General features: G+C 63.2%; 23 protein-coding genes. 14 read left to right on the top strand and 9 right to left on the bottom strand.

All coding sequences use genetic code 11. From position 1 onward, the window contains the following. Positions 1 to 29: 29 nt before the first annotated feature. From HU729_RS03385 to sthA, 3 genes are all read left to right on the top strand, one after another. The gene (locus tag HU729_RS03385) at positions 30 to 1,493 is read left to right on the top strand and encodes a glyceraldehyde-3-phosphate dehydrogenase (RefSeq protein ID WP_186666302.1); all 1,464 of its coding nucleotides are present in this window, start codon (positions 30 to 32) and stop codon (positions 1,491 to 1,493) included. Positions 1,494 to 1,625: 132 nt separating this feature from the next. After that, a complete protein-coding gene (locus HU729_RS03380; protein WP_186708370.1) occupies positions 1,626 to 2,624 on the top strand; it encodes an FAD:protein FMN transferase in 999 nt (332 codons plus the stop codon). Positions 2,625 to 2,826: 202 nt separating this feature from the next. Beyond that, positions 2,827 to 4,221, top strand: coding sequence for a Si-specific NAD(P)(+) transhydrogenase (gene sthA / locus HU729_RS03375; protein WP_054894437.1), 1,395 nt, complete (start codon positions 2,827 to 2,829; stop codon positions 4,219 to 4,221). A 48-nt stretch (positions 4,222 to 4,269) separates the two neighbouring features. Here sthA and HU729_RS03370 read toward each other — a convergent pair whose 3' ends face one another. After that, entirely contained in the window at positions 4,270 to 4,986 is a 717-nt protein-coding gene (locus HU729_RS03370; protein WP_186708368.1) for a glycerophosphodiester phosphodiesterase, read from the bottom strand. 31 nt (positions 4,987 to 5,017) lie between these two features. Next, on the bottom strand, positions 5,018 to 5,602 hold the full coding sequence (locus tag HU729_RS03365; protein ID WP_186666294.1) for a PilZ domain-containing protein: 585 nt from the start codon (positions 5,600 to 5,602) through the stop codon (positions 5,018 to 5,020). A gap of 93 nt (positions 5,603 to 5,695) precedes the next feature. Between HU729_RS03365 and HU729_RS03360 the strand changes: the two genes are divergently transcribed. The 3 genes from HU729_RS03360 to HU729_RS03350 are packed head-to-tail and all read left to right on the top strand — an operon-like array spanning position 5,696 to position 8,938. Further along, positions 5,696 to 6,946, top strand: a complete 1,251-nt coding sequence (locus HU729_RS03360; RefSeq protein WP_065861986.1) for a lipoprotein-releasing ABC transporter permease subunit — start codon at positions 5,696 to 5,698, stop codon at positions 6,944 to 6,946. A gap of 7 nt (positions 6,947 to 6,953) precedes the next feature. Continuing rightward, positions 6,954 to 7,637 (top strand): lipoprotein-releasing ABC transporter ATP-binding protein LolD, encoded by a 684-nt coding sequence (gene lolD, locus HU729_RS03355; protein WP_186666292.1) that lies wholly within the window; start codon positions 6,954 to 6,956, stop codon positions 7,635 to 7,637. 56 nt (positions 7,638 to 7,693) lie between these two features. Continuing rightward, positions 7,694 to 8,938 carry a lipoprotein-releasing ABC transporter permease subunit gene (locus HU729_RS03350; protein WP_186708366.1) on the top strand — a complete coding sequence of 415 codons (1,245 nt, stop codon included), beginning with the start codon at positions 7,694 to 7,696 and terminating at the stop codon, positions 8,936 to 8,938. A gap of 23 nt (positions 8,939 to 8,961) precedes the next feature. On the opposite strand, the gene HU729_RS03345 is transcribed toward HU729_RS03350, so the two are convergent. Beyond that, positions 8,962 to 10,299, bottom strand: a complete 1,338-nt coding sequence (locus tag HU729_RS03345; protein ID WP_186708408.1) for a heavy metal sensor histidine kinase — start codon at positions 10,297 to 10,299, stop codon at positions 8,962 to 8,964. Then, on the bottom strand, positions 10,296 to 10,976 hold the full coding sequence (cinR, locus tag HU729_RS03340) for a two-component system response regulator CinR (RefSeq protein ID WP_186708364.1): 681 nt from the start codon (positions 10,974 to 10,976) through the stop codon (positions 10,296 to 10,298). The genes HU729_RS03345 and cinR overlap by 4 nt, the downstream gene beginning before the upstream one ends. A 207-nt stretch (positions 10,977 to 11,183) precedes the next feature. Here cinR and HU729_RS03335 point away from each other — a divergent pair, with 207 nt between their 5' ends. Together HU729_RS03335 and queF are read left to right on the top strand one after the other, a co-directional pair. After that, positions 11,184 to 11,678: a cupredoxin family protein gene (locus tag HU729_RS03335; RefSeq protein WP_153774539.1), complete on the top strand. Its 495-nt coding sequence runs from the start codon at positions 11,184 to 11,186 to the stop codon at positions 11,676 to 11,678. Positions 11,679 to 11,745: 67 nt separating this feature from the next. Further along, complete coding sequence (gene queF / locus HU729_RS03330; protein WP_186666287.1) at positions 11,746 to 12,576, top strand: NADPH-dependent 7-cyano-7-deazaguanine reductase QueF; 831 nt, start codon at positions 11,746 to 11,748, stop codon at positions 12,574 to 12,576. 82 nt (positions 12,577 to 12,658) lie between these two features. Here the strand turns inward: queF and HU729_RS03325 are convergent, their stop codons facing one another. Continuing rightward, the gene (locus HU729_RS03325; RefSeq protein WP_063545619.1) at positions 12,659 to 12,922 is read right to left on the bottom strand and encodes a DUF4404 family protein; all 264 of its coding nucleotides are present in this window, start codon (positions 12,920 to 12,922) and stop codon (positions 12,659 to 12,661) included. Positions 12,923 to 13,045: 123 nt separating this feature from the next. Beyond that, complete coding sequence (locus HU729_RS03320; protein WP_186666286.1) at positions 13,046 to 13,609, bottom strand: phosphonoacetaldehyde phosphonohydrolase-related protein; 564 nt, start codon at positions 13,607 to 13,609, stop codon at positions 13,046 to 13,048. Between the two features lie 199 nt (positions 13,610 to 13,808). Here HU729_RS03320 and HU729_RS03315 point away from each other — a divergent pair, with 199 nt between their 5' ends. The 6 genes from HU729_RS03315 to rssC all read left to right on the top strand — a co-directional run bounded on the left by HU729_RS03315 (position 13,809) and on the right by rssC (position 17,578). Further along, positions 13,809 to 14,516: a VacJ family lipoprotein gene (locus tag HU729_RS03315; RefSeq protein WP_186666285.1), complete on the top strand. Its 708-nt coding sequence runs from the start codon at positions 13,809 to 13,811 to the stop codon at positions 14,514 to 14,516. A gap of 167 nt (positions 14,517 to 14,683) precedes the next feature. Continuing rightward, a complete protein-coding gene (locus tag HU729_RS25725; RefSeq protein WP_238348293.1) occupies positions 14,684 to 14,872 on the top strand; it encodes a LysR family transcriptional regulator in 189 nt (62 codons plus the stop codon). Between the two features lie 20 nt (positions 14,873 to 14,892). After that, complete coding sequence (locus HU729_RS25720; protein ID WP_238348291.1) at positions 14,893 to 15,156, top strand: LysR substrate-binding domain-containing protein; 264 nt, start codon at positions 14,893 to 14,895, stop codon at positions 15,154 to 15,156. 9 nt (positions 15,157 to 15,165) lie between these two features. Continuing rightward, a complete protein-coding gene (locus HU729_RS03305) occupies positions 15,166 to 15,582 on the top strand; it encodes an aldo/keto reductase (RefSeq protein WP_186708362.1) in 417 nt (138 codons plus the stop codon). 332 nt (positions 15,583 to 15,914) lie between these two features. Beyond that, complete coding sequence (gene rssB, locus HU729_RS03300; protein WP_186666280.1) at positions 15,915 to 17,099, top strand: two-component system response regulator RssB; 1,185 nt, start codon at positions 15,915 to 15,917, stop codon at positions 17,097 to 17,099. Then, positions 17,096 to 17,578 (top strand): anti-sigma factor antagonist RssC, encoded by a 483-nt coding sequence (gene rssC, locus HU729_RS03295; protein WP_054894422.1) that lies wholly within the window; start codon positions 17,096 to 17,098, stop codon positions 17,576 to 17,578. The genes rssB and rssC overlap by 4 nt, the downstream gene beginning before the upstream one ends. 27 nt (positions 17,579 to 17,605) lie before the next feature. On the opposite strand, the gene HU729_RS03290 is transcribed toward rssC, so the two are convergent. The 3 genes from HU729_RS03290 to dusA all read right to left on the bottom strand — a co-directional run. Then, a complete protein-coding gene (locus HU729_RS03290; protein ID WP_186708360.1) occupies positions 17,606 to 19,498 on the bottom strand; it encodes an alkaline phosphatase D family protein in 1,893 nt (630 codons plus the stop codon). A 202-nt stretch (positions 19,499 to 19,700) separates the two neighbouring features. Then, positions 19,701 to 20,627, bottom strand: a complete 927-nt coding sequence (gene tal, locus HU729_RS03285) for a transaldolase (RefSeq protein ID WP_186708358.1) — start codon at positions 20,625 to 20,627, stop codon at positions 19,701 to 19,703. Between the two features lie 195 nt (positions 20,628 to 20,822). After that, the coding region (dusA, locus tag HU729_RS03280) for a tRNA dihydrouridine(20/20a) synthase DusA (RefSeq protein WP_186708356.1) at positions 20,823 to 21,744 on the bottom strand (922 nt) is incomplete at its 5' end.

Raw genomic sequence — 21,744 nt, 5'->3', positions numbered from 1 at the left:
ATAATGTAGCCCCTTTTTTCTGTCCCTACATGTGGAAGGTTCCCGTGACTCAGAAGCCCGACCAGTGTCTTGGTGAGTGGATCGATCGTGAAGCCCTGGCTGAAGCGATGATCCCGCTTATCGGTCAGCTCTACCGCAACAACAATGTGGTGAGCTCGATCTATGGCCGCAGCCTGATCAACCGTTCGGTTATCTCGATCCTCAAAGCGCATCGCTTTGCACGTCACCGTCAGACCGACGAGACCGAACTGTCCGTACACGAGACATTCCCCCTGCTCAAAGCCATGAGCGAGCTGAAACTGGGCGCCGCCTCGGTCGACCTGGGCAAGCTGGCCAACAAGTTCAAGCAGGAAGGCAACGGTCGCACTGCCGAGCAGTTCGTCCGTGAAGAGCTGGCTGATGTGGTTGGCCAGCAGAACGCTTCGGCGCGCAAGGGCACCGATGTCGTCCTGTACGGCTTCGGCCGCATCGGCCGCCTGCTGGCGCGCATCCTGATCGAGAAGACCGGTGGCGGCGACGGCCTGCGCCTGCGTGCCATCGTCGTGCGCAAGGGCGCCGAGAACGACCTGGTCAAGCGTGCCAGCCTGCTGCGCCGCGATTCGGTCCACGGCCCGTTCGATGGCACCATCACCATCGATGAAGCCAATAACACCATCACCGCCAACGGCAACCTGATCCAGGTCATCTACGCCAAGAGCCCGAGCGAAGTCGACTACACCCAGTACGGCATCGAAAACGCACTGATCGTCGACAACACCGGCGTCTGGCGTGATGCCGACGGCCTGGGCCAGCACCTGGCCTGCCCGGGCGCTGCCCGTGTGATCCTCACCGCTCCTGGCAAGGGTGCGCTGAAGAACATCGTGCACGGCATCAACCATGGCGATATCGCCGCCGATGACAAGATCATCTCCGCGGCGTCCTGCACCACCAACGCCATCGTGCCGGTGCTCAAGGCCATCAACGACCAGTACGGCATCGTCAACGGCCACGTCGAGACCGTTCACTCGTTCACCAACGACCAGAACCTGATCGACAACTTCCACAAGGGCAGCCGTCGCGGTCGTGCCGCGCCGCTGAACATGGTCATCACCGAAACCGGCGCCGCCACTGCCGCTGCCAAGGCACTGCCAGTGCTCAAGGGCAAGCTGACCGGCAACGCCATTCGCGTACCGACACCGAACGTGTCGATGGCCATCCTGAACCTGAACCTGGAAAAGGCCACCAACCGCGAAGAGCTCAACGAGTACCTGCGCCAGACCGCCATGCACTCGGAACTGCACAAGCAGATCGACTACGTCAGCTCCCAGGAAGTGGTTTCGACCGACTTCGTCGGCTCGCGCCACGCCGGTGTGGTCGATGCCGAAGCGACCATCTGCAACGATAACCGTGTTGTCCTGTACGTCTGGTACGACAACGAATTCGGTTACAGCTGCCAGGTCGTTCGAGTGATGGAAGAAATGGCCGGTGTGAACCCGCCAGCGTTTCCACGCTGATAGGCTTGTAAGGCGATGAAAAAACGGGAACCTTCGGGTTCCCGTTTTTTTTATGTTGTGTCTGTGCCGGCCCGGCAAAGGTAAACGTTCGTCCCGCCACAGAAGCGGCACAGGCAACCGAGAATCTGAATCTTGCGCAAAGCCTTCCTGCTTATCCTGATGCTGCTATCGGCCTGCGACCAGCAACCCACGCTGGAGCGCCTTGGCGGTCCGACCATGGGCAGCAGCTACAGCATCCAGTATGTTCGCAGCCCCGGCGGCCCGGCGCCGAGCCAGGTGCGCGAGGCAGTCGAAACCATCCTGCATGGCATCGACGCGTATTACTCCACCTACCGTGACGACTCCGTTGTCAGCCGTTTCAACCGATTGCCGGCCAATCAATGCCTGACCATCCCGCAGGGCATGCTCGAGCTGGTCACCTTCGGCCAGCACCTGGCCGATGTGAGCGAGGGGGCGTTCGACCTCAGTGTCGAGCCACTGCTCAACTTGTGGGGTTTCGGCCCGCAGGCCCGCCAGGAGCAGGTGCCCGATCCCCAGGCCCTGGCTTTGGCCCGTCAGCGCGTAGGTTATCGTCACCTGCACATCGACGGCGAGCGTCTGTGCAAGGACGTTGCGCTGGAGTTGGACTTCAACAGCATCGCTGCCGGTCACGCCGTCGACCTGATCGCCGAGCGCCTGCGGGCGATGGGTATCGACAGCTTTGTCGCCGAAGCCACCGGCGAGTTGCAGGCCGCAGGCCGCAAGCCTGATGGCAGCCCCTGGCGCATTGCACTGGAGCTGCCGCGCGAGGATCGCCAGATCGCTCGCCAGGTGATAGCCGTCGATGGCCTGTCGGTGTCGACCTCGGGTGACTACCGCAACTATTTCGAGGACAATGGCCGGCGCTATTCGCACACCTTCGATGCCCGCCTGGGGCGTCCGGTGGTGCACGATCTGGCTGCGGTCACCGTGCTGGACCGCTCGGCGCTGATCGCCGACGGTTACTCGACGCTGCTGTTGATTCTCGGGCCCGAGCGCGGCTGGGATTTTGCTGTGGCCCACGGCATCGCTGCCGTATTGGTGACCCGGGTCGAGGGTGGTTTCGTCTCCCGTTCCACGCCAGGTTTCCAGCGGGTGTTGAAAGGCGGGTGAAAGGCAGGGCACGGATGATCGCGGCCACGGAAACGGCGAAATGACATGTAGTGCAGGCAAAGATGGCCTACGACGCGACCAAGGGTTAATGTGCGCGGCGTTCACGCTTGATTAGACTGCACCCGAATTTTTTCATGGCGCCCCGGCGGCATGATGAGCCCCGCGGCCAGCCGGCCGGCGGGCCAGTTCTGAAGGAGTACGCATGGCTGTCTACAACTACGACGTAGTGGTGCTGGGTTCCGGCCCGGCCGGAGAAGGCGCGGCAATGAACGCCGCCAAAGCGGGGCGCAAGGTCGCAATGGTCGACAGCCGTCGCCAGGTCGGCGGCAACTGCACCCACCTGGGCACCATCCCGTCCAAGGCACTGCGTCACTCGGTGCGGCAGATCATGCAGTTCAACACCAACCCGATGTTCCGCGCTATTGGTGAGCCGCGTTGGTTCTCCTTCCCCGACGTGCTCAAGAGCGCCGAGAAGGTGATTTCCAAGCAGGTTGCCTCGCGCACCGGCTACTACGCGCGCAACCGCGTCGACGTGTTCGTCGGCACTGGCAGCTTCGCCGACGAGCAGACCGTCGAAGTGGTCTGCCCCAACGGTGTGGTCGAGAAGCTCAACGCCAAGCACATCATCATCGCCACCGGCTCGCGCCCTTATCGCCCGGCCGACATCGACTTCCACCACCCGCGCGTCTATGACAGCGACACCATCCTCAGCCTGAGCCACACGCCGCGCAAGCTGATCGTCTACGGTGCCGGGGTGATCGGTTGCGAATACGCCTCGATCTTCAGTGGCCTGGGTGTGCTGGTCGAATTGGTCGACAACCGTGGTCAACTGCTGAGCTTCCTGGATTCGGAAATCTCCCAGGCGCTGAGCTACCACTTCAGCAACAACAACATCACCGTACGCCATAACGAGGAGTACGAGCGTGTCGAGGGCCTGGACAACGGGGTGATCCTGCACCTGAAGTCGGGCAAGAAGATCAAGGCCGACGCCTTGCTGTGGTGCAACGGCCGTACCGGCAACACCGACAAGCTGGGCCTTGAGAACATCGGCATCAAGGTCAACAGCCGCGGCCAGATCGAGGTCGACGAGAACTACAGCACCAGTGTGCCGAACATCTACGGTGCCGGTGACGTGATCGGTTGGCCGAGCCTGGCCAGCGCCGCCCACGACCAGGGCCGTTCGGCGGCCGGCAGCATCGTCGACAACGGCAGCTGGCGCTTCGTCAACGACGTGCCGACCGGCATCTACACCATTCCGGAGATCAGCTCGATCGGCAAGAACGAGCAGGAGCTGACCCAGGCCAAGGTGCCATACGAAGTGGGCAAGGCGTTCTTCAAGAGCATGGCGCGTGCGCAGATCGCCGGCGAGCCGCAGGGCATGCTGAAGATCCTGTTCCACCGCGAAACCCTGGAAATCCTTGGCGTGCACTGCTTCGGTTACCAGGCTTCGGAGATTGTCCACATCGGCCAGGCGATCATGAACCAGCCGGGTGAGCTGAACAATCTCAAGTACTTCGTCAACACCACCTTCAACTACCCGACCATGGCCGAAGCCTATCGGGTAGCTGCCTACGACGGTCTGAACCGGCTTTTTTGAGCGGCTCCGGCCGGTGGCCTGAGCCGGTCGGGGAGACCGATTTCAGCCCTACCCGAGGGTGGTCTTGGCCAAACCGGGAAAGTCTGTAATCAGGCTGTCCACGCCAAAATCGGCGAGTCGGCGCATCAGCGCCGGCTCGTTGACCGTCCACACCGACACATGCAAACCCTGCTTCTGCGCCTTGAGCAGGCGTTCGGGGGTGCACAGTGTCCAGTTCAGCGCGAGCATCTCGCAGGCATAGTTCTGTGCGACTTTCAGCGGGTCGAGCCAGGCGTACTCGGCAACCAGCCCGCGCGCGATGTCGGGCACCAGTTCCTGCGCTGCCCCCAGCACTTCCCGTGAGCTCGAGGTGATGGTCACCTTGTCGAGCAGGCCATACTGTTGGGCCAGTTCGCGAATCGCCAGCACCGTGCTTGCCGCGCGGGTGCGCGAAGCACTCTTGACCTCCAGCTGCCAGTGGGCAAAGGCGCATTTCTCGAACAGCTCTTCAAGGCGCGGAATAGGACAGGGCTGCACATGTCCGGGGCCGCCCTTGCGTGCGTCGTAGGTGACCAGGTCCGCTGCCGAGTGTTCGACGACCTTGCCGCGTCGCCCAGTGGTGCGCTTGAGGGTCGGGTCATGGATCACCATCAGCTCGTTGTCGGCCGACAGGTGCAGGTCCAGCTCGCAACGGTCGACGCCGTGCGACAGGCACTGGCGGAAGCTGGTCAGGGTATTCTCGGGCGCTTCGCCCTTGGCGCCGCGATGGCCGTAGATCAGGGTCACGTTCGTTCCTTCAGGTCAAAAGGGAAAAGGCTCAGGATTGCGGATTGTTCTGTTCGATCTGCTGACGCCGCTGCTGTTGCTGGCGCTGCAGGATGTAGCGGGCCAGGAGCTGGCGCTGGGCATCGGTCATGTCGATGAACTCGGTGCCAACCTCGAAATCGCCTTCGGGACGCGGGTCGCAGTGGGTGACGCGGCCACGCAGCAACAGGCCGTGGGCGCGTGGCATCAGCACCATCTTCACCTTGACCCGGGTGCCGGGCGCGATCTGCTGCGCCTGGGCGAACTCGACACCGCCTTCGGAGATGATCACCCGCTGCGGCTGGCCGATCTCGCCGATCAGCGTGTGCGCGACTACCGCGCTGAGCAGGTCGAGGCGTTTGTTCTGGGCGCGCAGGAAGGCAGCCAGGGTACGGTCCTTGTCGCTGAGCTGGCGCAGCAAGTGCTGGGATTCGAAGTCCGACAGGTGCAGCTCGCTGAGCAGGTTGAACAGCGGTGAATCATCCTGCAACAGTTCTGGCTCAAGGGCTTCGGCTGCGCTCAGGGGGCTGATTTCCAGTGCGATCCTGTCTTCGATGCGGTAGTATTCCCGGCGATCTTCTTCGTCTAATGTCGTCATGGCGAACCCATGGTTGCGGCGGTGGTCCGAGTGTAAAGCCGCCGTAGGCGCCTCGCCACCAGGACGTTCCCTTTCATCCGAACAAGCCCCGACATGTTCAGACCTCTCTTCGTATTCATCGGTACGCGCTACACCCGTGCCAAGCGACGCAACCATTTCGTCTCGTTCATTTCCCTGACCTCGATGATCGGCCTTGCCCTGGGCGTGGTAGTGATGATCGTGGTGCTGTCGGTGATGAATGGCTTCGATCACGAGATGCGCACCCGCGTCCTTGGCATGGTTCCCCACGCCACCATCGAGGGCGACCAGCCCATCGGCGACTGGCAGGCCCTTGCTCAACAAGTAAAGCAGAATCCGCACGTGCAGGCGGTCGCGCCCTTCACGCAGATGCAGGGGCTGCTCACCCATGACGGCAAGGTGCAGAAGATGCTGCTCAACGGCATCCAGCCGGATCGCGAGCGTGAGGTGTCGATCATCGACAACTTCCTGCAGCAGGGCAGCCTCGACCAGTTGGCGCCCGGCGAATGGGGCATCCTCATCGGTGACAAGGCCGCCACCAAGCTGGGTGTGAAGGTCGGCGACAAGGTCACGTTCGTCGCGCCCGAGGTGAGCATCACCCCGGCCGGGATGTTCCCGCGCATGAAGCGCTTTACCGTGGTCGGCACCTTCCATGTCGGCGCCGGCGAGATCGACGGCTACCTGGGGCTGACCAACCTCTCCGACCTTTCGCGCCTGCACCGCTGGAAGGCCGACCAGGTGCAAGGCCTGCGCCTGAAGTTCGATGACCTGTTCAAGGCGCCGCGCGAGGCCTGGAGCATCGTCCAGCAGCTGGGCGAGCACCAGTACTACGCCCGCGACTGGACCCGCACCCAGGGCAACCTGTACCAGGCGATTCGCATGGAGAAGTCGATCATCGGCCTGCTCCTGCTGCTGATCGTCGCGGTGGCGGCGTTCAACATCATTTCCACCCTGGTGATGGTGGTCAATGACAAGCGTGGCGACATTGCCATCCTGCGTACGCTTGGCGCCACGCCCCGGCAGATCATGGCGATCTTCATGGTCCAGGGCACGGTGATCGGCGTGGTCGGCACACTGATCGGCGCGGTGGTCGGGATCATCGCCGCGCTCAACGTCAGTGCGGCGATCGCTGGCGTCGAGACCCTGATCGGGCACAAGTTCCTCAATGCCGATGTGTACTTCATCGATTACCTGCCGTCGCAGATCATCGCCCAGGACGTGTGGATGGTCTGCGGTGCGGCGCTGGTCCTGAGTTTCCTCGCCACCCTGTATCCGGCCTGGCGTGCAGCGCGCACCCAGCCTGCAGAGGCGCTACGTTATGAGTGAGTCGCGCATGAGTGATAAAGCCGTACTGAGTTGCCGCAACCTGGGCAAGTCCTATGACGAGGGCCCGGAGTCGGTGCAGGTGTTGTCGGGCCTGAGCCTGGAACTGCACCCGGGTGAGCGGGTGGCCATCGTCGGTAGCTCCGGCTCTGGCAAGAGCACGCTGCTCAACCTGCTGGGCGGCCTCGATACGCCAACCCAAGGCAGCGTCTGGCTGGCCGGGGAAGAACTTTCGGCGCTTGGCGAGCGTGATCGCGGCTTGCTGCGCAACCGCGCCCTGGGTTTCGTCTATCAGTTCCACCACCTGCTGGCAGAATTCACGGCACTGGAAAACGTCTGCATGCCGCTGCTGATCGGTCGTACACCCATCCCGGAAGCACGTCAGCGGGCTGAGGCGCTGCTCAAGCGTGTAGGCCTTGGCCATCGACTGAATCACAAACCTGCCGAGCTGTCCGGCGGTGAGCGCCAGCGCGTGGCGATTGCCCGTGCGCTGGTCAACCAGCCGGGCCTGGTGATGCTCGACGAACCCACCGGCAACCTCGACCACCACACCGCCCTGGGGATCCAGGAACTGATGCAGGAACTGTCGACGGCGTCGCGCACGGCGTTCCTGGTGGTGACCCACGACCTGAGCCTGGCACGCAAGATGGACCGTGTGCTGAGCCTGGAAGACGGTCGTCTGGTCTCGATCTGATTGCATGGGGCTGCCTGCGCGGCCCCAATCTACTGTTCAACTGGGTGTTCGCGTACATGTTCAGACCCTTGCCCTTGTTCATCGGTGCCCGCTACACCCGTGCCAAGCGCCGCAATCACTTCATCTCGTTCATCTCCATGACCTCGATGATCGGCCTTTCCCTGGGCGTGCTGGCGATGATCGTGGTGTTGTCGGTGATGAACGGTTTCCAGCGTGAGATGAGCTCGCGCGTGCTGGGGCTGGTGCCCCATGCCAGCATCCTTGGCGTACAGCCGCTGGATAACTGGCAAAGTGTTGCCGAAACCGCGCTGAAGAATCCGGCGGTTATCGCCGCGGCGCCTCTGACGGAAATGGAAGGCATGCTCTCCTACAAGGGCGCGATGCAGCCGATCCAGGTCAGCGGTATCGACCCGGCGCAGGAGGGCAAGGTCTCCATCGTCGGCCAGCATATCGTCCAGGGGGCCTTGCAAGCCCTGCAGCCGGGTGAGTATGGCGTGGTGCTCGGGGAACTGACGGCCCGTCGCTTTCGTCTGAACACCGGCGACAAGGTCACCCTGATCGTCCCGGAGGTGAGCAGTGCGCCTGGTGGTATCACCCCGCGCATGCAGCGCCTGACCGTGGTCGGCATCTTCAAGGTCGGTGCCGAGCTGGATGGTTCGCAGGCCTACATCCATATGGCCGACGCCGGCGAGATGCAACGCTGGGCGCCGGGCCAGGTGCAGGGCGTACGCCTGAAGCTGCACGACCTGTACGCTGCACCGCAGGTGTCCAAGGCGATCGCTTCGGGCCTGGGCGATGCCTACCGCGCCGATGACTGGTCGCACACCCAGGGCAGCCTGTTCAGTGCGATGAAGATGGAAAAGACCATGATCGGACTGCTGCTGCTGATGATCATTGCCGTGGCAGCGTTCAACATCATCGCCACTCTGGTGATGGTGGTGAACGACAAGGGCGCCGACATCGCGATTCTGCGCACCATCGGGGCGACGCCGGCGCAGATCATGGGCACCTTCATGGTCCAGGGCAGCCTGATCGGTATCGTCGGCACCCTGATCGGCGGGGTGTTGGGCGTGATCGGTGCGCTCAACGTCAGCGCCATCGTCGGTTGGCTGGAACGCACCAGCGGCCAGCATATCTTCACCTCCGACATGTACTTCATCAGCAGCCTGCCGTCGCAGTTGCAGTGGGGCGATGTCGCGATCATCTGTATCGCGGGCTTGGTGATGAGCTTCCTGGCCACGTTGTATCCGGCCTATCGCGCGTCGCAGATCGAGCCTGCAATGGCATTGCGCTACGAGTGACGTGTGGCCCACGCCAGCCTGCCTCACCCTGTCTGGGGCAGGTCGATCACGAAGCGTGTCCATCCCCCTTCACAGCGAGCCTGAATCCCCCCGCCATGGGCCAGTACGATGGATCGGGTGATCGCAAGTCCCAGCCCGGCATGCTCGCTGCTTCCTTCATGGCGCATCGGATCCTCCCGATAGAAGCGGTCGAACAGGCGCGGCAGCGCCTGCGCTGCTATCGCGGGGCCGGTATTGGCGATCTCTATGTGCAATCCCGGTGACAGCGTCACCTCGATGGTCCCACCAGGCGGGGTGAAGCGCAGCGCGTTGTCCAGCAGGTTGGACAGGGCTCGGCGCAGCATGTGCCGGTCGCCCGCTGTTTGCGCTTCGCCGCGGCGCAGCAGGGTGATGCCGGCATCCTCGGCCAGTGGCGCGTAGTACTCCAGCAGTGCGTCGGTCTCGGTCGCCAGGTCCAGGGCCTGTCGGCTGGGCATCAGCAGACCGTGGTCGGCCTTGGCCAGGAACAGCATGTCGTTGACCATCTGCGCCATGTGCTGCAGTTCTTCGAGGTTGCCGTGAAGGGCTTCGCGGTATTCCTCCAGGCTGCGGGGGCGGGTGAGGGTGACCTGGGTGTGGGTCAGCAGATTTGACAGCGGCGTGCGCAGCTCATGGGCGATGTCGGCGGAAAACGCCGAGAGGCGCTGAAAGGCATCATCCAGGCGTTGCAGCATGGCGTTGACGGTCTGGCCGAGCTCGGCGAGTTCTTCAGGCAGTTGCGCCACTGGCAGGCGAGTGGTGAGCGAGCGCGCATTGACGCTGGCGGCCACCGCGCCCATCTGGCGCAACGGTCGCAAGCCTCGGCGTGCAGCCCAGGCGCCGAGGAGGGCTGTGGCCAGCGCGCAGAGCCCGACGGTCAGCCAGATCAGCTGCTGCATGCGTTGCAGAAAGTGCTGATGGTGGGTGATGTCGAGAAACAAGGTGATCTGAGCGTTTGGCAAGGCCTGGCACAGGCTGCGGTAGTCCATGCCGTCACTGTGCAGGGTGGCCAGGCCCGGCTGGCGGGGCTCTTGCGGCAAGCCTTCGCGGCTGTCGAACCACAGCGTACCGTCGTTGCCGCGAATGCGTAGGGCCAGGTCCGACTGGTGGCTGAGCTCGCTGCGCAGCGTCGGCAGGTGGTCGTCCAAGGCTGCGCGGGAGTCGACATCGGCCAGGTGCGCACGCAATTGCGAGAGGCGAGCGCTGAGCAACTGCTGGTCGAGCTCGACGAAGTGGCGCTCACTGGCATGGCTGAACAGCAACCCGGCGCTCAGCGAAACGGCGGCGGTGCAGGCCGCGAACAGCAGGGCCAGGCGCCCGCCGAGGGAGAGTCGGGGCATCAGTCGTGGCGCTCCTCGAGCACGTAGCCCATGCCACGCACGGTATGGATCAGCTTGTTGGCGTGGTTGTCGTCGATCTTCAGGCGCAGGCGACGGATCGCAACTTCGATCACGTTGGTGTCGCTGTCGAAATTCATGTCCCACACCTGCGAAGCGATCAGCGATTTGGGCAGCACCTCGCCCTGGCGCCGCAGCAGCAACTCGAGCAGGGCGAATTCCTTGGCGGTCAGGTCGATGCGGCTGCCGGCGCGCTCGGCGCGGCGACGGATCAGGTCCAGGCGCAGGTCGGCCAGGGCCAGGGTGGTGTCCTGGGAGGAGCTGGCACCGCGGCGCAGCAGGCTACGTACCCGGGCCAGCAGTTCGGAGAAGGCAAAGGGTTTGACCAGATAATCGTCGGCACCCAGCTCCAGGCCATGGACGCGGTCTTCGACAGCGTCACGCGCTGTCAGGAACAATACCGGCGTGTCCAGCCCGGCCTGGCGCACCGCCTGGAGGATCTGCCAGCCATCCCGGCCCGGCAGCATGACATCCAGGATCAGCAGGTCGTGGTCGCCGGTGAGCGCGAGGAATTGACCCGTTTCGCCGTCGCCGGCCAGCTCCGTGGCAAAACCGGCTTCGCTCAGGCCCTGGCGCAGGTATTGGCCGGTCTTGGCCTGGTCTTCGACGATCAGCAGTTTCATGCACTGTCCACTGTCAAAAAGGTAAACGCACGAGCACTCCAGTTTTCATAGAACAGCCCGGAGTGTCGTGCCGCAGCATTGGCTCAAATGATACGTGACGATCGGCAAGCGCGCCCAAGCTGACAAACTTGTAATCTGCCTGTCAGCCAGCCGCCAGTCCTATGGCTCTAGAGTGGCTCTATCTCTAGCGCACAAACCGGAGTTGCAATGAAACATTTGATTCTCGCCGCTACCCTCGCCGTGGCCAGCCTGCCGGTCTTCGCCGATGGCGCCAAGACCTTCGGCTTCGGCGAACCGGCGCCGGCCTCCAAGGCCACCCGTACCGTCGATGTGGTGCTCAAGGATATCGCCTTCGAGCCCAAGAGCCTGCAGGTCAAAGCCGGCGAGACGGTGCGCTTCGTGGTGATCAACGAAGGCAAGCTGGCTCATGAGTTCAACCTGGGTGACAAGGCCATGCACGTCGAGCACCAGAAGGAGATGGCGGCCATGGCGGGCATGGACCATGGCAACATGGCCGGGATGGACCATAGCCAGATGGGCCATGGCGGCAACGGGCATGATCAGGGCAACACTGTGCTGGTCCAGCCCGGGCAGCGCGCCGAGCTGACCTGGACCTTCCGCAAGTCGACACCCATCGAGTTCGCCTGCAATGTGCCGGGCCACTATCAGGCGGGCATGGTCGGTCAGTTGACCATCGAGTGACTTCATCCCCAAGGCGGGCTGCAAAACCGGTAGAATGGCGCCATTCCCGCGCTTTCAGGTCAGATACATGCATCCCGCCGCCGAACACTCCCCGCTGGGCAAGTCCAGCGAATACATCGCCACCTACACTCCGTCGCTGCTGTTTCCGATCCCACGCACGGCCAAATGGGCCGAGCTGGGCGTGACCGCGCAGACCCTGCCGTGGCAGGGCGTGGACTACTGGAACTGCTTCGAACTGTCGTGGTTGCTGCCCTCCGGCAAACCGGTGGTGGCCATCGGCGAGTTCGCCATCCCGGCCGACTCGCCGAACATCATCGAGTCCAAGTCGTTCAAGCTCTACCTCAACTCGTTGAACCAGACGGTGTTCGCATCGATCGGCGAGCTGCAGGCGTGCCTGGAGAAGGACCTGTCCGCTGCGGCAGGCAAGCCTGTGAGTGTTCAGGTTCGAACGCTGGGTGAAGTCGAGCAGCAGGGGGTGGTGGCCTTGCCGGGCCAGTGCATCGATGCGCTGGATGTGAGCATCAGCAACTACGAGCAACCCCAGCCTGAGCTGCTGAGCTGCAACTCGGAGCGTATCGTCGAAGAAACGCTGCACAGCCACCTGCTCAAGTCCAACTGCCCAGTCACCGGCCAGCCTGACTGGGGGAGTGTGGTGGTCGAGTACAAGGGCAGCGCGCTGGATCATGCCAGCCTGCTGACCTATCTGGTGAGCTTCCGCCAGCATGCCGACTTCCATGAGCAGTGCGTCGAGCGGATCTACCTGGACCTGTTGCGCCTGCTGAAGCCTGAGCATCTGACGGTGTATGCGCGTTATGTGCGCCGGGGTGGGTTGGACATCAACCCGTACCGCAGCAACGGGCCGATCAGTGCGCGCAACGGGCGGTTGGTGCGGCAGTAAGGTCAATGCCTGGCGCCCCAACCAGCGCGAGGCCGCTCCTGCAGAGCTTGCGCTGACTGCAGGGCGGCGCCGGGTGGTGAAATCAGATCCCCATGCTGTGCAGCGAGTTGGCAATGCTGCGCAGCGTCGCCGTGAGGTCCGGGTGATCGGCTTCGAAGCGCTCGATGGCCAGGTTCACGCCATCGACCAGGTTGTTGTCTGGCGTGGCCTCTTCGAGTTTCAGTTGCGCTTCGATCTGTCGCGCTTCTTCATGCAGGCTGGCGAGTTCTTCTTCCGACAGCGGTACGTTTCGATCCAGTTGCTCGCGCAGGCTGTTGAGGCGCTCTTGCAATTCGCGGGCGGGCATTGGCTGTTCTCCATCAATGACTTGGCAAGCCATGGACCTCGGCGAAGCGGCAAAGGTTCTGGCCTGACTTCAAGCGTAATCCACTTGCCGGCGCTTTGCATGACCGGCATCAACGACGCTGTGTCAGGGTTTTTCACCCTTGCGCCGCCGCTGAGCGATGTCCGCGAGGCAGGTTTCCAGTGATTCCAGGTGGTCGATCACCGAATGCACGCCCAGGCCGAACAGCTCGAGGGTGGCTTTGCCGCGGGCCAACTCCTGCTCCTGTACGCTCATGGCTTGCCACAGATTCGATGCCTGGTCGCACGACGGGCTGCAGGCGGCGAGGCCGACCGTCCACAATCCGGCGTTCAGGCCCGACTGCAACAGGCGCGGCTCGCCACTGACCAGTACGCAGCCGTCGAGGCGATCACTGTTCAATGACATCAAGGCATGCCAGCAGGCATTCGGTGAAGGCCATGGCGAACCGTTGGCGACCTGGCCGGGCAGCCAGTCCGGGAGCACGCTGGCCAGACGCTCGCCTTGATGGTTGTGCAGATCGTCCAGCCAGATGCAGGGTACTTGCTGGCGCCGCAGCTGTTCTAGGGTGTCCAGGGCGCCAGGGGCGGGCAGGGGGCTGCCGTTCGCGGTCTGGACCAGGCAGCCGCGCAGGCCGAACAGCACAGCAGTGAGGGCAGGTGCTTCGTGCATGGCAACATCCCTGAAATACACCGCAGGCTAAACGCCCTTCATGACGGTCGGATGACAGTTGGAAGATGAAACTCTTGTTCACAAAATGTTGAACAAAGGTGTGTAATGCTGGCTGCCTGCCAGATTGCCTTTATACTGGCGCACTATCCAGCACCGCCTTCAGGCGGCTGCCACCGTGAAATCCGATGGAGAAACATCTATGCAGAGGATCGGTGCCGGTGTGATCGAGCGAATCACCCAGGCCTGTGTCTGTGCCAGCCTGTTGCTGGCGCCTGTGGCCGCCACTCAGGCGGCGACCGAGGAAGATCCTTGGGAAGTGGTCAATCGACCGATCTTCAGGTTCAACGACACCATTGATACCTACGCCCTCAAGCCGTTGGCCCAGGGCTATCAGGCCGTCACCCCGCAGTTCCTCGAGGACGGCATTCACAATGTCTTCCTGAACCTGGGCGACGTCGGCAACCTGGTCAACAATGTCCTGCAGCTCAAGCCTCGCGCCGCAGGCATCGACACGGCGCGGCTGATCGTCAACACCACATTCGGCCTGGGTGGCTTCATCGACGTCGGCACCCGCATGGGACTGCAGCGCAACGACGAAGATTTCGGCCAGACCCTTGGCTACTGGGGCGTGCCCAGCGGGCCATACGTGGTCATTCCGCTGCTTGGGCCAAGCACGGTGCGTGACGGCCTGTCCAAGTACCCGGACTCCTTCACCGAACCCTACCGCTATATCGATCATGTACCGACCCGCAACTCGATCTTCGCCCTGAACGTGATCGATACCCGCGCCAGCCTGCTGTCGGCAGAGAAGCTGATGCAGGGCGACAAGTACATTTTCATCCGCAACGCCTACCTGCAGAACCGCGAGTTCAAGGTCAAGGACGGCGAAGTCGAAGACGACTTCTGAGTCAGGCGAACAGAAGAAGGCGACCGCAAGGGTCGCCTTCTTCGTTTTGGCGCAATGTGAGAATGGGGCATTGGGGCACTGAATCCTTTTCACGCCTGGTGCGTTCAGCTTCTCTCCGATTGGCGGCACAATGGCGGTCGTTCTCATTCTCAAGGGTGGCTGGCCCCATGGCGGCATTCAAGCGCTCCGATCTGGCGGACCTGAACGTGTTCTTCACCATTGCTCGCCGCGGCAGTTTCGTCGATGCCGGCAACGAACTCGGGCTGACCGCCTCGGCGTTGAGCCACACGATGAAGAAGCTCGAAGATCGCCTCGAAGTCCGCCTGCTCAATCGTACCAACCTTCGGTGGCACTGACGGCCGCCGGCAGCGATCTCATGCAGTCCCTGGCCCAAAGCTTCGAGGCCATCGGCCACGGCCTCAATACCCTCGAAGACTACCGCAAGGCGCCAGTCGGCCGCCTGCGTCTGAACATTCCCCATGACGCCGGGCGCCTGCTGATCCTGCCGGTGCTTGATCAGTTTTTGTCGCGCTTTCCCCAGGTGCACCTCGACCTGGTGATGGACGACCGCATGCTCGACATCGTTGCCGAAGGCTTCGATGCCGGTATCCGCTTCGGTGCAACCGTGCCCAGGACATGATCGCAGGGGTTGCTCGGCACGCTCGACGATCTGGGCGTGGGTTGCATCGCCTTCTCGCCGTTGGCCCAGGGCATGCTCACCGACAAGTATCTGCAGGGCGTGCCGAGTGAATCGCGCGCCACCCGTGGCGGTTCGCTGCCCTCGCGCATGCGCGGCGATGACAACCTGGCGCGCATCCGCAGCCTCAATGATATCGCCCAGGCCCGCGGCCAGACCCTGGCGCAGATGGCGATTGCCTGGGTGCTGCGTGACTCGCGGGTGTCCTCGACGCTGATCGGCGCTCGCACACTGGCGCAACTCGACGACTCCCTCGATGCGGTGGGCAATCTGCAGTTCACCGCCGACGAACTGGCCGCCATCGACCATCATGCCACCGATGGTGGTGTCGACCTGTGGAGTGTGTCGTCGAACATCGGTCGTCGCTGAACCCTGATCCTCTCAAGACTTGCCCTCGAGTGGCTCCAGGCATTTACATCCTGTAATTGTCTGGCCGCTCAAGGGCTTTTCTATGCCCAACCGTACGCCAAACGGCCCCGCCAAATAACCGCTGGTGATTAGCACAGCGAACTCGACCCTCGTATGCTTGAAACGCCCCGCGGATGGGAGTACCGTCTGCGCCTTACAGGGCACCACTGCGATTTGCTGGACAGGTTTTCTTGTCCTACACCTCAAAGAGAAGTGGTCACAGAGTATTCCAGTAGCCGTCCGTCGCCCTTGCCGATGCCCGCTACGCCAACCAATCGGCGCCGTTCGCCCACATGCAGAAAACCAGTGCAACGCTGCTGATCATCGATGACGACGACGTGGTTCGTGCAAGCCTCGCCGCCTATCTGGAAGACAGTGGCTTCAGCGTCCTCCAGGCCGGTAATGGCCAGCAGGGGCTCCAGGTCTTCGAAGAACACCAGCCCGACCTCGTGATCTGCGATCTGCGCATGCCGCAGATGGGCGGCCTCGAACTGATCCGCCGGATCACCGAGCACGCTCCGCAGTTGCCCGTGATCGTGGTGTCCGGTGCCGGCGTCATGAGCGATGCGGTCGAGGCCTTGCGCCTGGGCGCGGCCGACTACCTGATCAAGCCGTTGGAAGACCTTGCCGTGCTCGAGCACTCGGTGCGCCGTGCGCTCGACCGTTCGCGCCTGGTGCTCGAAAACCAGCGCTACCGCGACAAGCTCGAAGCTGCCAACCGGGAGCTGGAGGCCAGTCTGCACCTGTTGCAGGAAGACCAGACCGCCGGCCGCCAGGTGCAGATGAACATGCTGCCGGAAAAGCCGTGGACCGCGGGCGACCTGTCGTTCGACCACCAGATCATTCCCTCGCTCTACCTCTCCGGCGATTTCACCGATTATTTCCGCGTCGACGAGCGCCGCATCGCCTTCTACCTGGCCGACGTATCCGGCCATGGGGCGTCCTCGGCATTCGTCACCGTGCTGCTCAAGTTCATGACCACCCGCCTGCTGTTCGAGTTCAAGCGCAACGGCAAGATGCGCGAGTTCAAGCCGTCGCAGGTGTTGGCGCACATCAATCGTGGCCTGATCAACTGCAAGCTGGGCAAGCATGTGACCATGGTCGGCGGGGTGATCGACGAGGAGACCGGCCTGATGACCTACAGCGTCGGCGGCCATCTGCCGCTGCCGGTGCTCTACACCCCGGGCCAGGCCCGCTACCTGGAAGGCCGTGGCCTGCCGGTGGGGCTGTTCGATGAAGCCACCTACCAGGACCATGTGCTCGAGCTGCCGCCGCGCTTCAGCCTCACGCTCATGTCCGACGGCATTCTGGACCTTTTGCCCGGGGATACACTCAAAGATAAGGAAGCGGCCTTGCCGGAAATCGTCAAGACCGCGGGGGGCAGCCTGGACGGGCTGCGCCAACGATTCGGATTGGCTACGCTTGGGGAGATGCCGGATGATATCGCCCTATTGGTGTTGAGCAGGAACCTTCAATGAGTACCGGTAGAATCCAGTTCGCCGAGCAGAGCGGTACCTTCGTACTGAAATTCGTCGGTGAAGTGCGCCTGACCCTGTGTTCGGCGCTGGATGCGACGATCGAGAAGATCTTCACCGCACTGAACTTCTCGGCCATCGTCATCGACCTGACCGAAACCGAGAGCATCGACAGCACCACCCTGGGCCTGCTGGCCAAGTTGTCGATCCTGTCGCGGCAGAAGGTTGGCCTGCTGCCGACCGTGGTCACCACCAATCCGGACATTTCCCGGTTGCTGCAGTCGATGGGGTTCGACCAGGTATTCAACATCGTCGACCGTCCGCTGCCATGCCCGGATTGCCTGAGCGACTTGCCATCGCAGGATCAGAACGAAGAAGTGGTGCGCTCCAAGGTGCTGGAAGCGCACAAGATCCTCATGGGGCTGAACGATTCCAACCGCGAAGCGTTTCGTGACCTGGTGAGTGCGCTGGAGCGTTCCTGACTCGGCGCCAACGGCGCCCTGTATCCGCTAGCGCTCCACCTCATGGCTGTGCACGAACTCCGTCGCTTCACCTCCTTCGGCACTCAGCTGGACAACCCGCACCGGCCGCCCCTGCTCGTCGAAGAATACCTGCCCCAGGCCCGCGCCATTCCACAGCCGCTCCCCGGCCTTGCTTCGGCTTGGCACGCGTGGCACCACCTCCATCGATCGACGCTTTGTGAACCAGTTGAGTGGCGAGCGTGGTGAGTACAGCCAGCGGTTCAGGCGGTCGAGCACATCCAGCAGGCGCACTGGAAAGGTGTTCTTGATCCCGCTGCTGGTGACCTGCCACAGGTGTGGGCTGCGTTGGCGGTGGCGGATCAGCACCTCGTAGACGAATGAATAATGCACATCCCCGGACAGGATCACGTAGTGCCCTGGCGTGCGGGAATGACGGAAGATATTCAGGATCACCTGCGCGGAGCCGCGATGGGCCATCCAGTTCTCGGCGTCCACCAGCAGCGGGTAGCCCAGCGCAGTGAACACCCGCTGCACCGTCTCGATCAGCTTGACCCCGAAAATCGGCGCCGGTGACACGATGATTGCCGATGGATGATCGAGCAGGGCCTGCTGCAGTTCGCACAGCGCCTCCCAGTCGAGCAGCCCGGACGGTTTGCCCAGCTTGCTTTCGCTGCGCCAGCGCCGGGTGCGGGTGTCCAGCACGCGCAACGGTGGGTTGCTGGGCAGGTCGTACTGCCAGCCCTGGAAACGCAGCAGGTCGCCGATCAGTGTATCCAGGGCCTCACCGTCCAATGCGCCCTGCGGTGCATTTGCAGTCAGGGCCTGCAACCCTTCGACCAGCGTCGTACAGCCCTCGGGGTCATTGCCCCAGCCTTGGCACAGCAGGTAGCCGAGCAGGGCGTTGCCGATGATCCGGCGCGAGAAGGGGTGGCCATAGGCGGTATGTTCCCATTGCGCCGACAGGTTCCAGTCATCGGTGATGTCGTGGTCGTCGAAGATCATCAGGCAGGGCAGGTGGGCCATGGCGCGCGCCACTTGACCCAGACCGTCGCGGAAGGCCTCGATCAGCGGCAGTTCGTTCTGATAGCGCTGCTGGCGCGCGGCAGTGAGCCCCTCGGGCGCCTCCAGCTCCACCAGTGTCCAGGGCGTGGGCGACCAGACCAGCAGGTACATGGCCATGACCTCGGCAAAGGTCACCAGGTGGTTGTCGGCATTGCTCGACGAGAAGATCGGCTTGCGCTTGCCCCGGAAGAAGCGTTGGCGCAGCGGCTCATTGCCCTGCTGGGCGGGCAGCAGGTCGGCGCGATGGTAGTAGCAGGCGGGGTGACGATAGAGCGCCTGGCTGCTGTCGACCAGCGCGCCGTCGAGGGGCTCGTCGAATAGCTTCAGGCGTTCGATCAACCCGTGGATGGCCTTGAGCGTGGGGCCGGCGACATCGTCTGCATAGACCTGGTCGCCGGTCATCATCAGCAGTGCCGGGCGTTGTTCGGGAGGGGGATTGTCGAGCAGCAGGCGGTCGGCGCAGAGCAGGCCGTCGGCGGCGGGGTGATGGGGTTTGCGGCACGAGCCGTGCAGCAACGGATCGATACGTTTGCGCAGAACGAAGCTCGGGCGGCAGGCACCTGGGTAGAGCAGGTGCGGTGCCCAGTCGGCGATGCCCTGGCCATTGTCCAGGTGCAGGTCGTAGCCCAGCGCGACGTCCTCGGGCAGTGCCTGGTCGATGTGCACTTCCAGCAGATGGACGAAGGCATGCTGGCCGATCGGAACGACCCGACACTCCAGGTGGGTACTGACCTGCGCGCCGTCCAGCACGAATCGAGGGTTCAGCGGGCGCGAGCCGACCAGCCAGATGGCCAGGCGTTGCGGTTCCAGGCGGCGCAGCACGGGGCCGGCGAGGACGAGGGGGAGGGTGGTGGTCATTGCTTCCATCTGTTGGGAGGCTGCCGGCCCCATCGCGGGACAAGCCCGCTCCCACAGCGGCACCTATCCCATGGCAGGGAACATGCTTCTGTGGGAGCGGGCTTGTCCCGCGATGGGCCGGCAGCCTCTTTTTCGAATACACAAACGCAAACGGGCGGGAAATACTCAGTACTTCCCGCCCGTTCCACAACTCGGATATGTATCAGCCTTTGTCGGCCATCAACGCCTCGAGCTTCTCCTGGTCGCGCGCAAACTGGCGAATGCCTTCGGCCAGCTTCTCGGTGGCCATGGCATCTTCGTTCATCGCCCAGCGGAACTGGCTCTCGTTCAGCACCTGCTTGGCTTCGCCAGCATTGCCTGGTGTGAGGATGCGCGGCAGCTCGCCTTGGTCGTCGCTCAACTGCTGCAGCAGTTCAGGGCTGATGGTCAGGCGATCGCACCCGGCCAGTTGCTCGATCTGCCCGACGTTACGGAAGCTTGCGCCCATGACCACGGTGTCGTAGCCGTTGGTCTTGTAGTAGTCGTAGATGCGTGTCACCGACTGCACGCCTGGATCCTCGGCGCCGACGTACTCCTTGCCGGTGCTCTTCTTGTACCAGTCGTAGATCCGGCCCACGAACGGCGAGATCAGGAACACCCCGGCGTCGGCACAGGCCTGGGCCTGGGCGAAGGAGAACAGCAGCGTGAGGTTGGTCTGGATGCCTTCCTTTTCCAGCTTCTCGGCGGCGCGGATGCCTTCCCAGGTAGAGGCCAGCTTGATCAGTACGCGATCCTTGGAAATGCCGGCAGCTTTGTACAGGTCGATCAACTGGCGAGCCTTGTTCAGCAACGCCGGCTCATCGAACGACAGGCGTGCATCGACCTCGGTGGAGATACGGCCGGGGATGACCTTGAGAATGCCCGCGCCCACGGCTACCGCGAACTTGTCGCAGGCCAGGTCGACGTTGCCTTTGGCGTCGGCCTTGACCTGTTTGAGCAGGTCGGCGTAACCCGAGATGGCCGCGGCCTTGAGCAGCAGCGAAGGGTTGGTGGTGGCATCGACCGGCTTGAGACGGGTGATGGCATCCAGGTCCCCGGTGTCGGCGACCACGGTGGTGAACTGCTTGAGTTGTTCCAGCTTTGAGGTCATGGGCGTGCTCTGTCCTGATGCTCTGTCCTGTGAGTGTCTTGACATTACCCGAGCCCTGACGGCCACTCAAGGCCAAACACAGGCTAAGGCAATCCTGCGTCATGCGGGCGCGGGCTGGCCCCGCGCTGGCCACATGGCAGCCCCAGGATGGGGGCGTCGAATCCCCCTTCGAGTCCAACCCCCGCCCAGGGTTCCCTAGCGTCCGACCAGCAACTCTGCCGCCTGCTCGACCACTTTCAGCGGCTCGGCCGCCTTGTGAATGTCTGCCGACAGCAACTGGCGGAACCGGCGCGCCCCCGGGAAGCCCTGGCCCAGGCCGAGGATGTGCCGGGTGATGTGATGAATGGCCCCGCCACTCTCCACATGCGCTACCAGATACGGCATCAGCCGCGCCATCGCCTCGCTGCGCGTCACGACAGGCGCGTCGCTGGCGAACAGTTGTTGATCCACCTCGGCCAGCAGGTACGGATTGTGGTAAGCCTCGCGCCCCAGCATCACGCCGTCGAAGGTCTGCAGGTGGGTGCGGCATTCGTCGAGGGTCTTGATCCCGCCGTTGAGCACCAGCTCAAGGTCCGGGAAGTCCTGTTTCAACTGCGCCGCCACCTCGTAGCGCAGCGGCGGCACCTCGCGGTTCTCCTTTGGCGACAGGCCTTCGAGGATCGCGATCCGCGCATGCACGGTAAAGCTGCGACAGCCGGCTTCGCGCACCTGGCCGACAAAGTCGCACAGCTCGGCATAGCTGTCGCGGCCATTGATGCCGATGCGGTGCTTGACCGTCACCGGAATCTCGACCGCATCGATCATCGCCTTGACGCAGTCGGCCACCAGCGCCGGATGGCCCATCAGGCAGGCCCCGATCATGTTGTTCTGCACCCGGTCGCTGGGGCAGCCGACATTGAGGTTGACCTCGTCGTAACCCGCTTCCTGGGCCAGGCGAGCACAGGCGGCGAGTTCAGCCGGGTTGCTGCCGCCCAACTGCAGGGCCAGCGGGTGCTCGGACTCGTCATGGCGCAGGAAACGCGCCGCATCGCCGTGGAGCAGGGCGCCGGTGGTGACCATTTCGGTGTAGAGCAGGGCGCGTTGGGAGAGCAGGCGCAGGAAGTACCGGCAGTGGCGG

The sequence above is a fragment of the Pseudomonas sp. RW10S2 genome, from assembly GCF_014268985.1.
GTDB classification, from domain to species: domain Bacteria; phylum Pseudomonadota; class Gammaproteobacteria; order Pseudomonadales; family Pseudomonadaceae; genus Aquipseudomonas; species Aquipseudomonas wayambapalatensis.
This window is presented reverse-complemented; position numbering and strand designations above follow the sequence as displayed.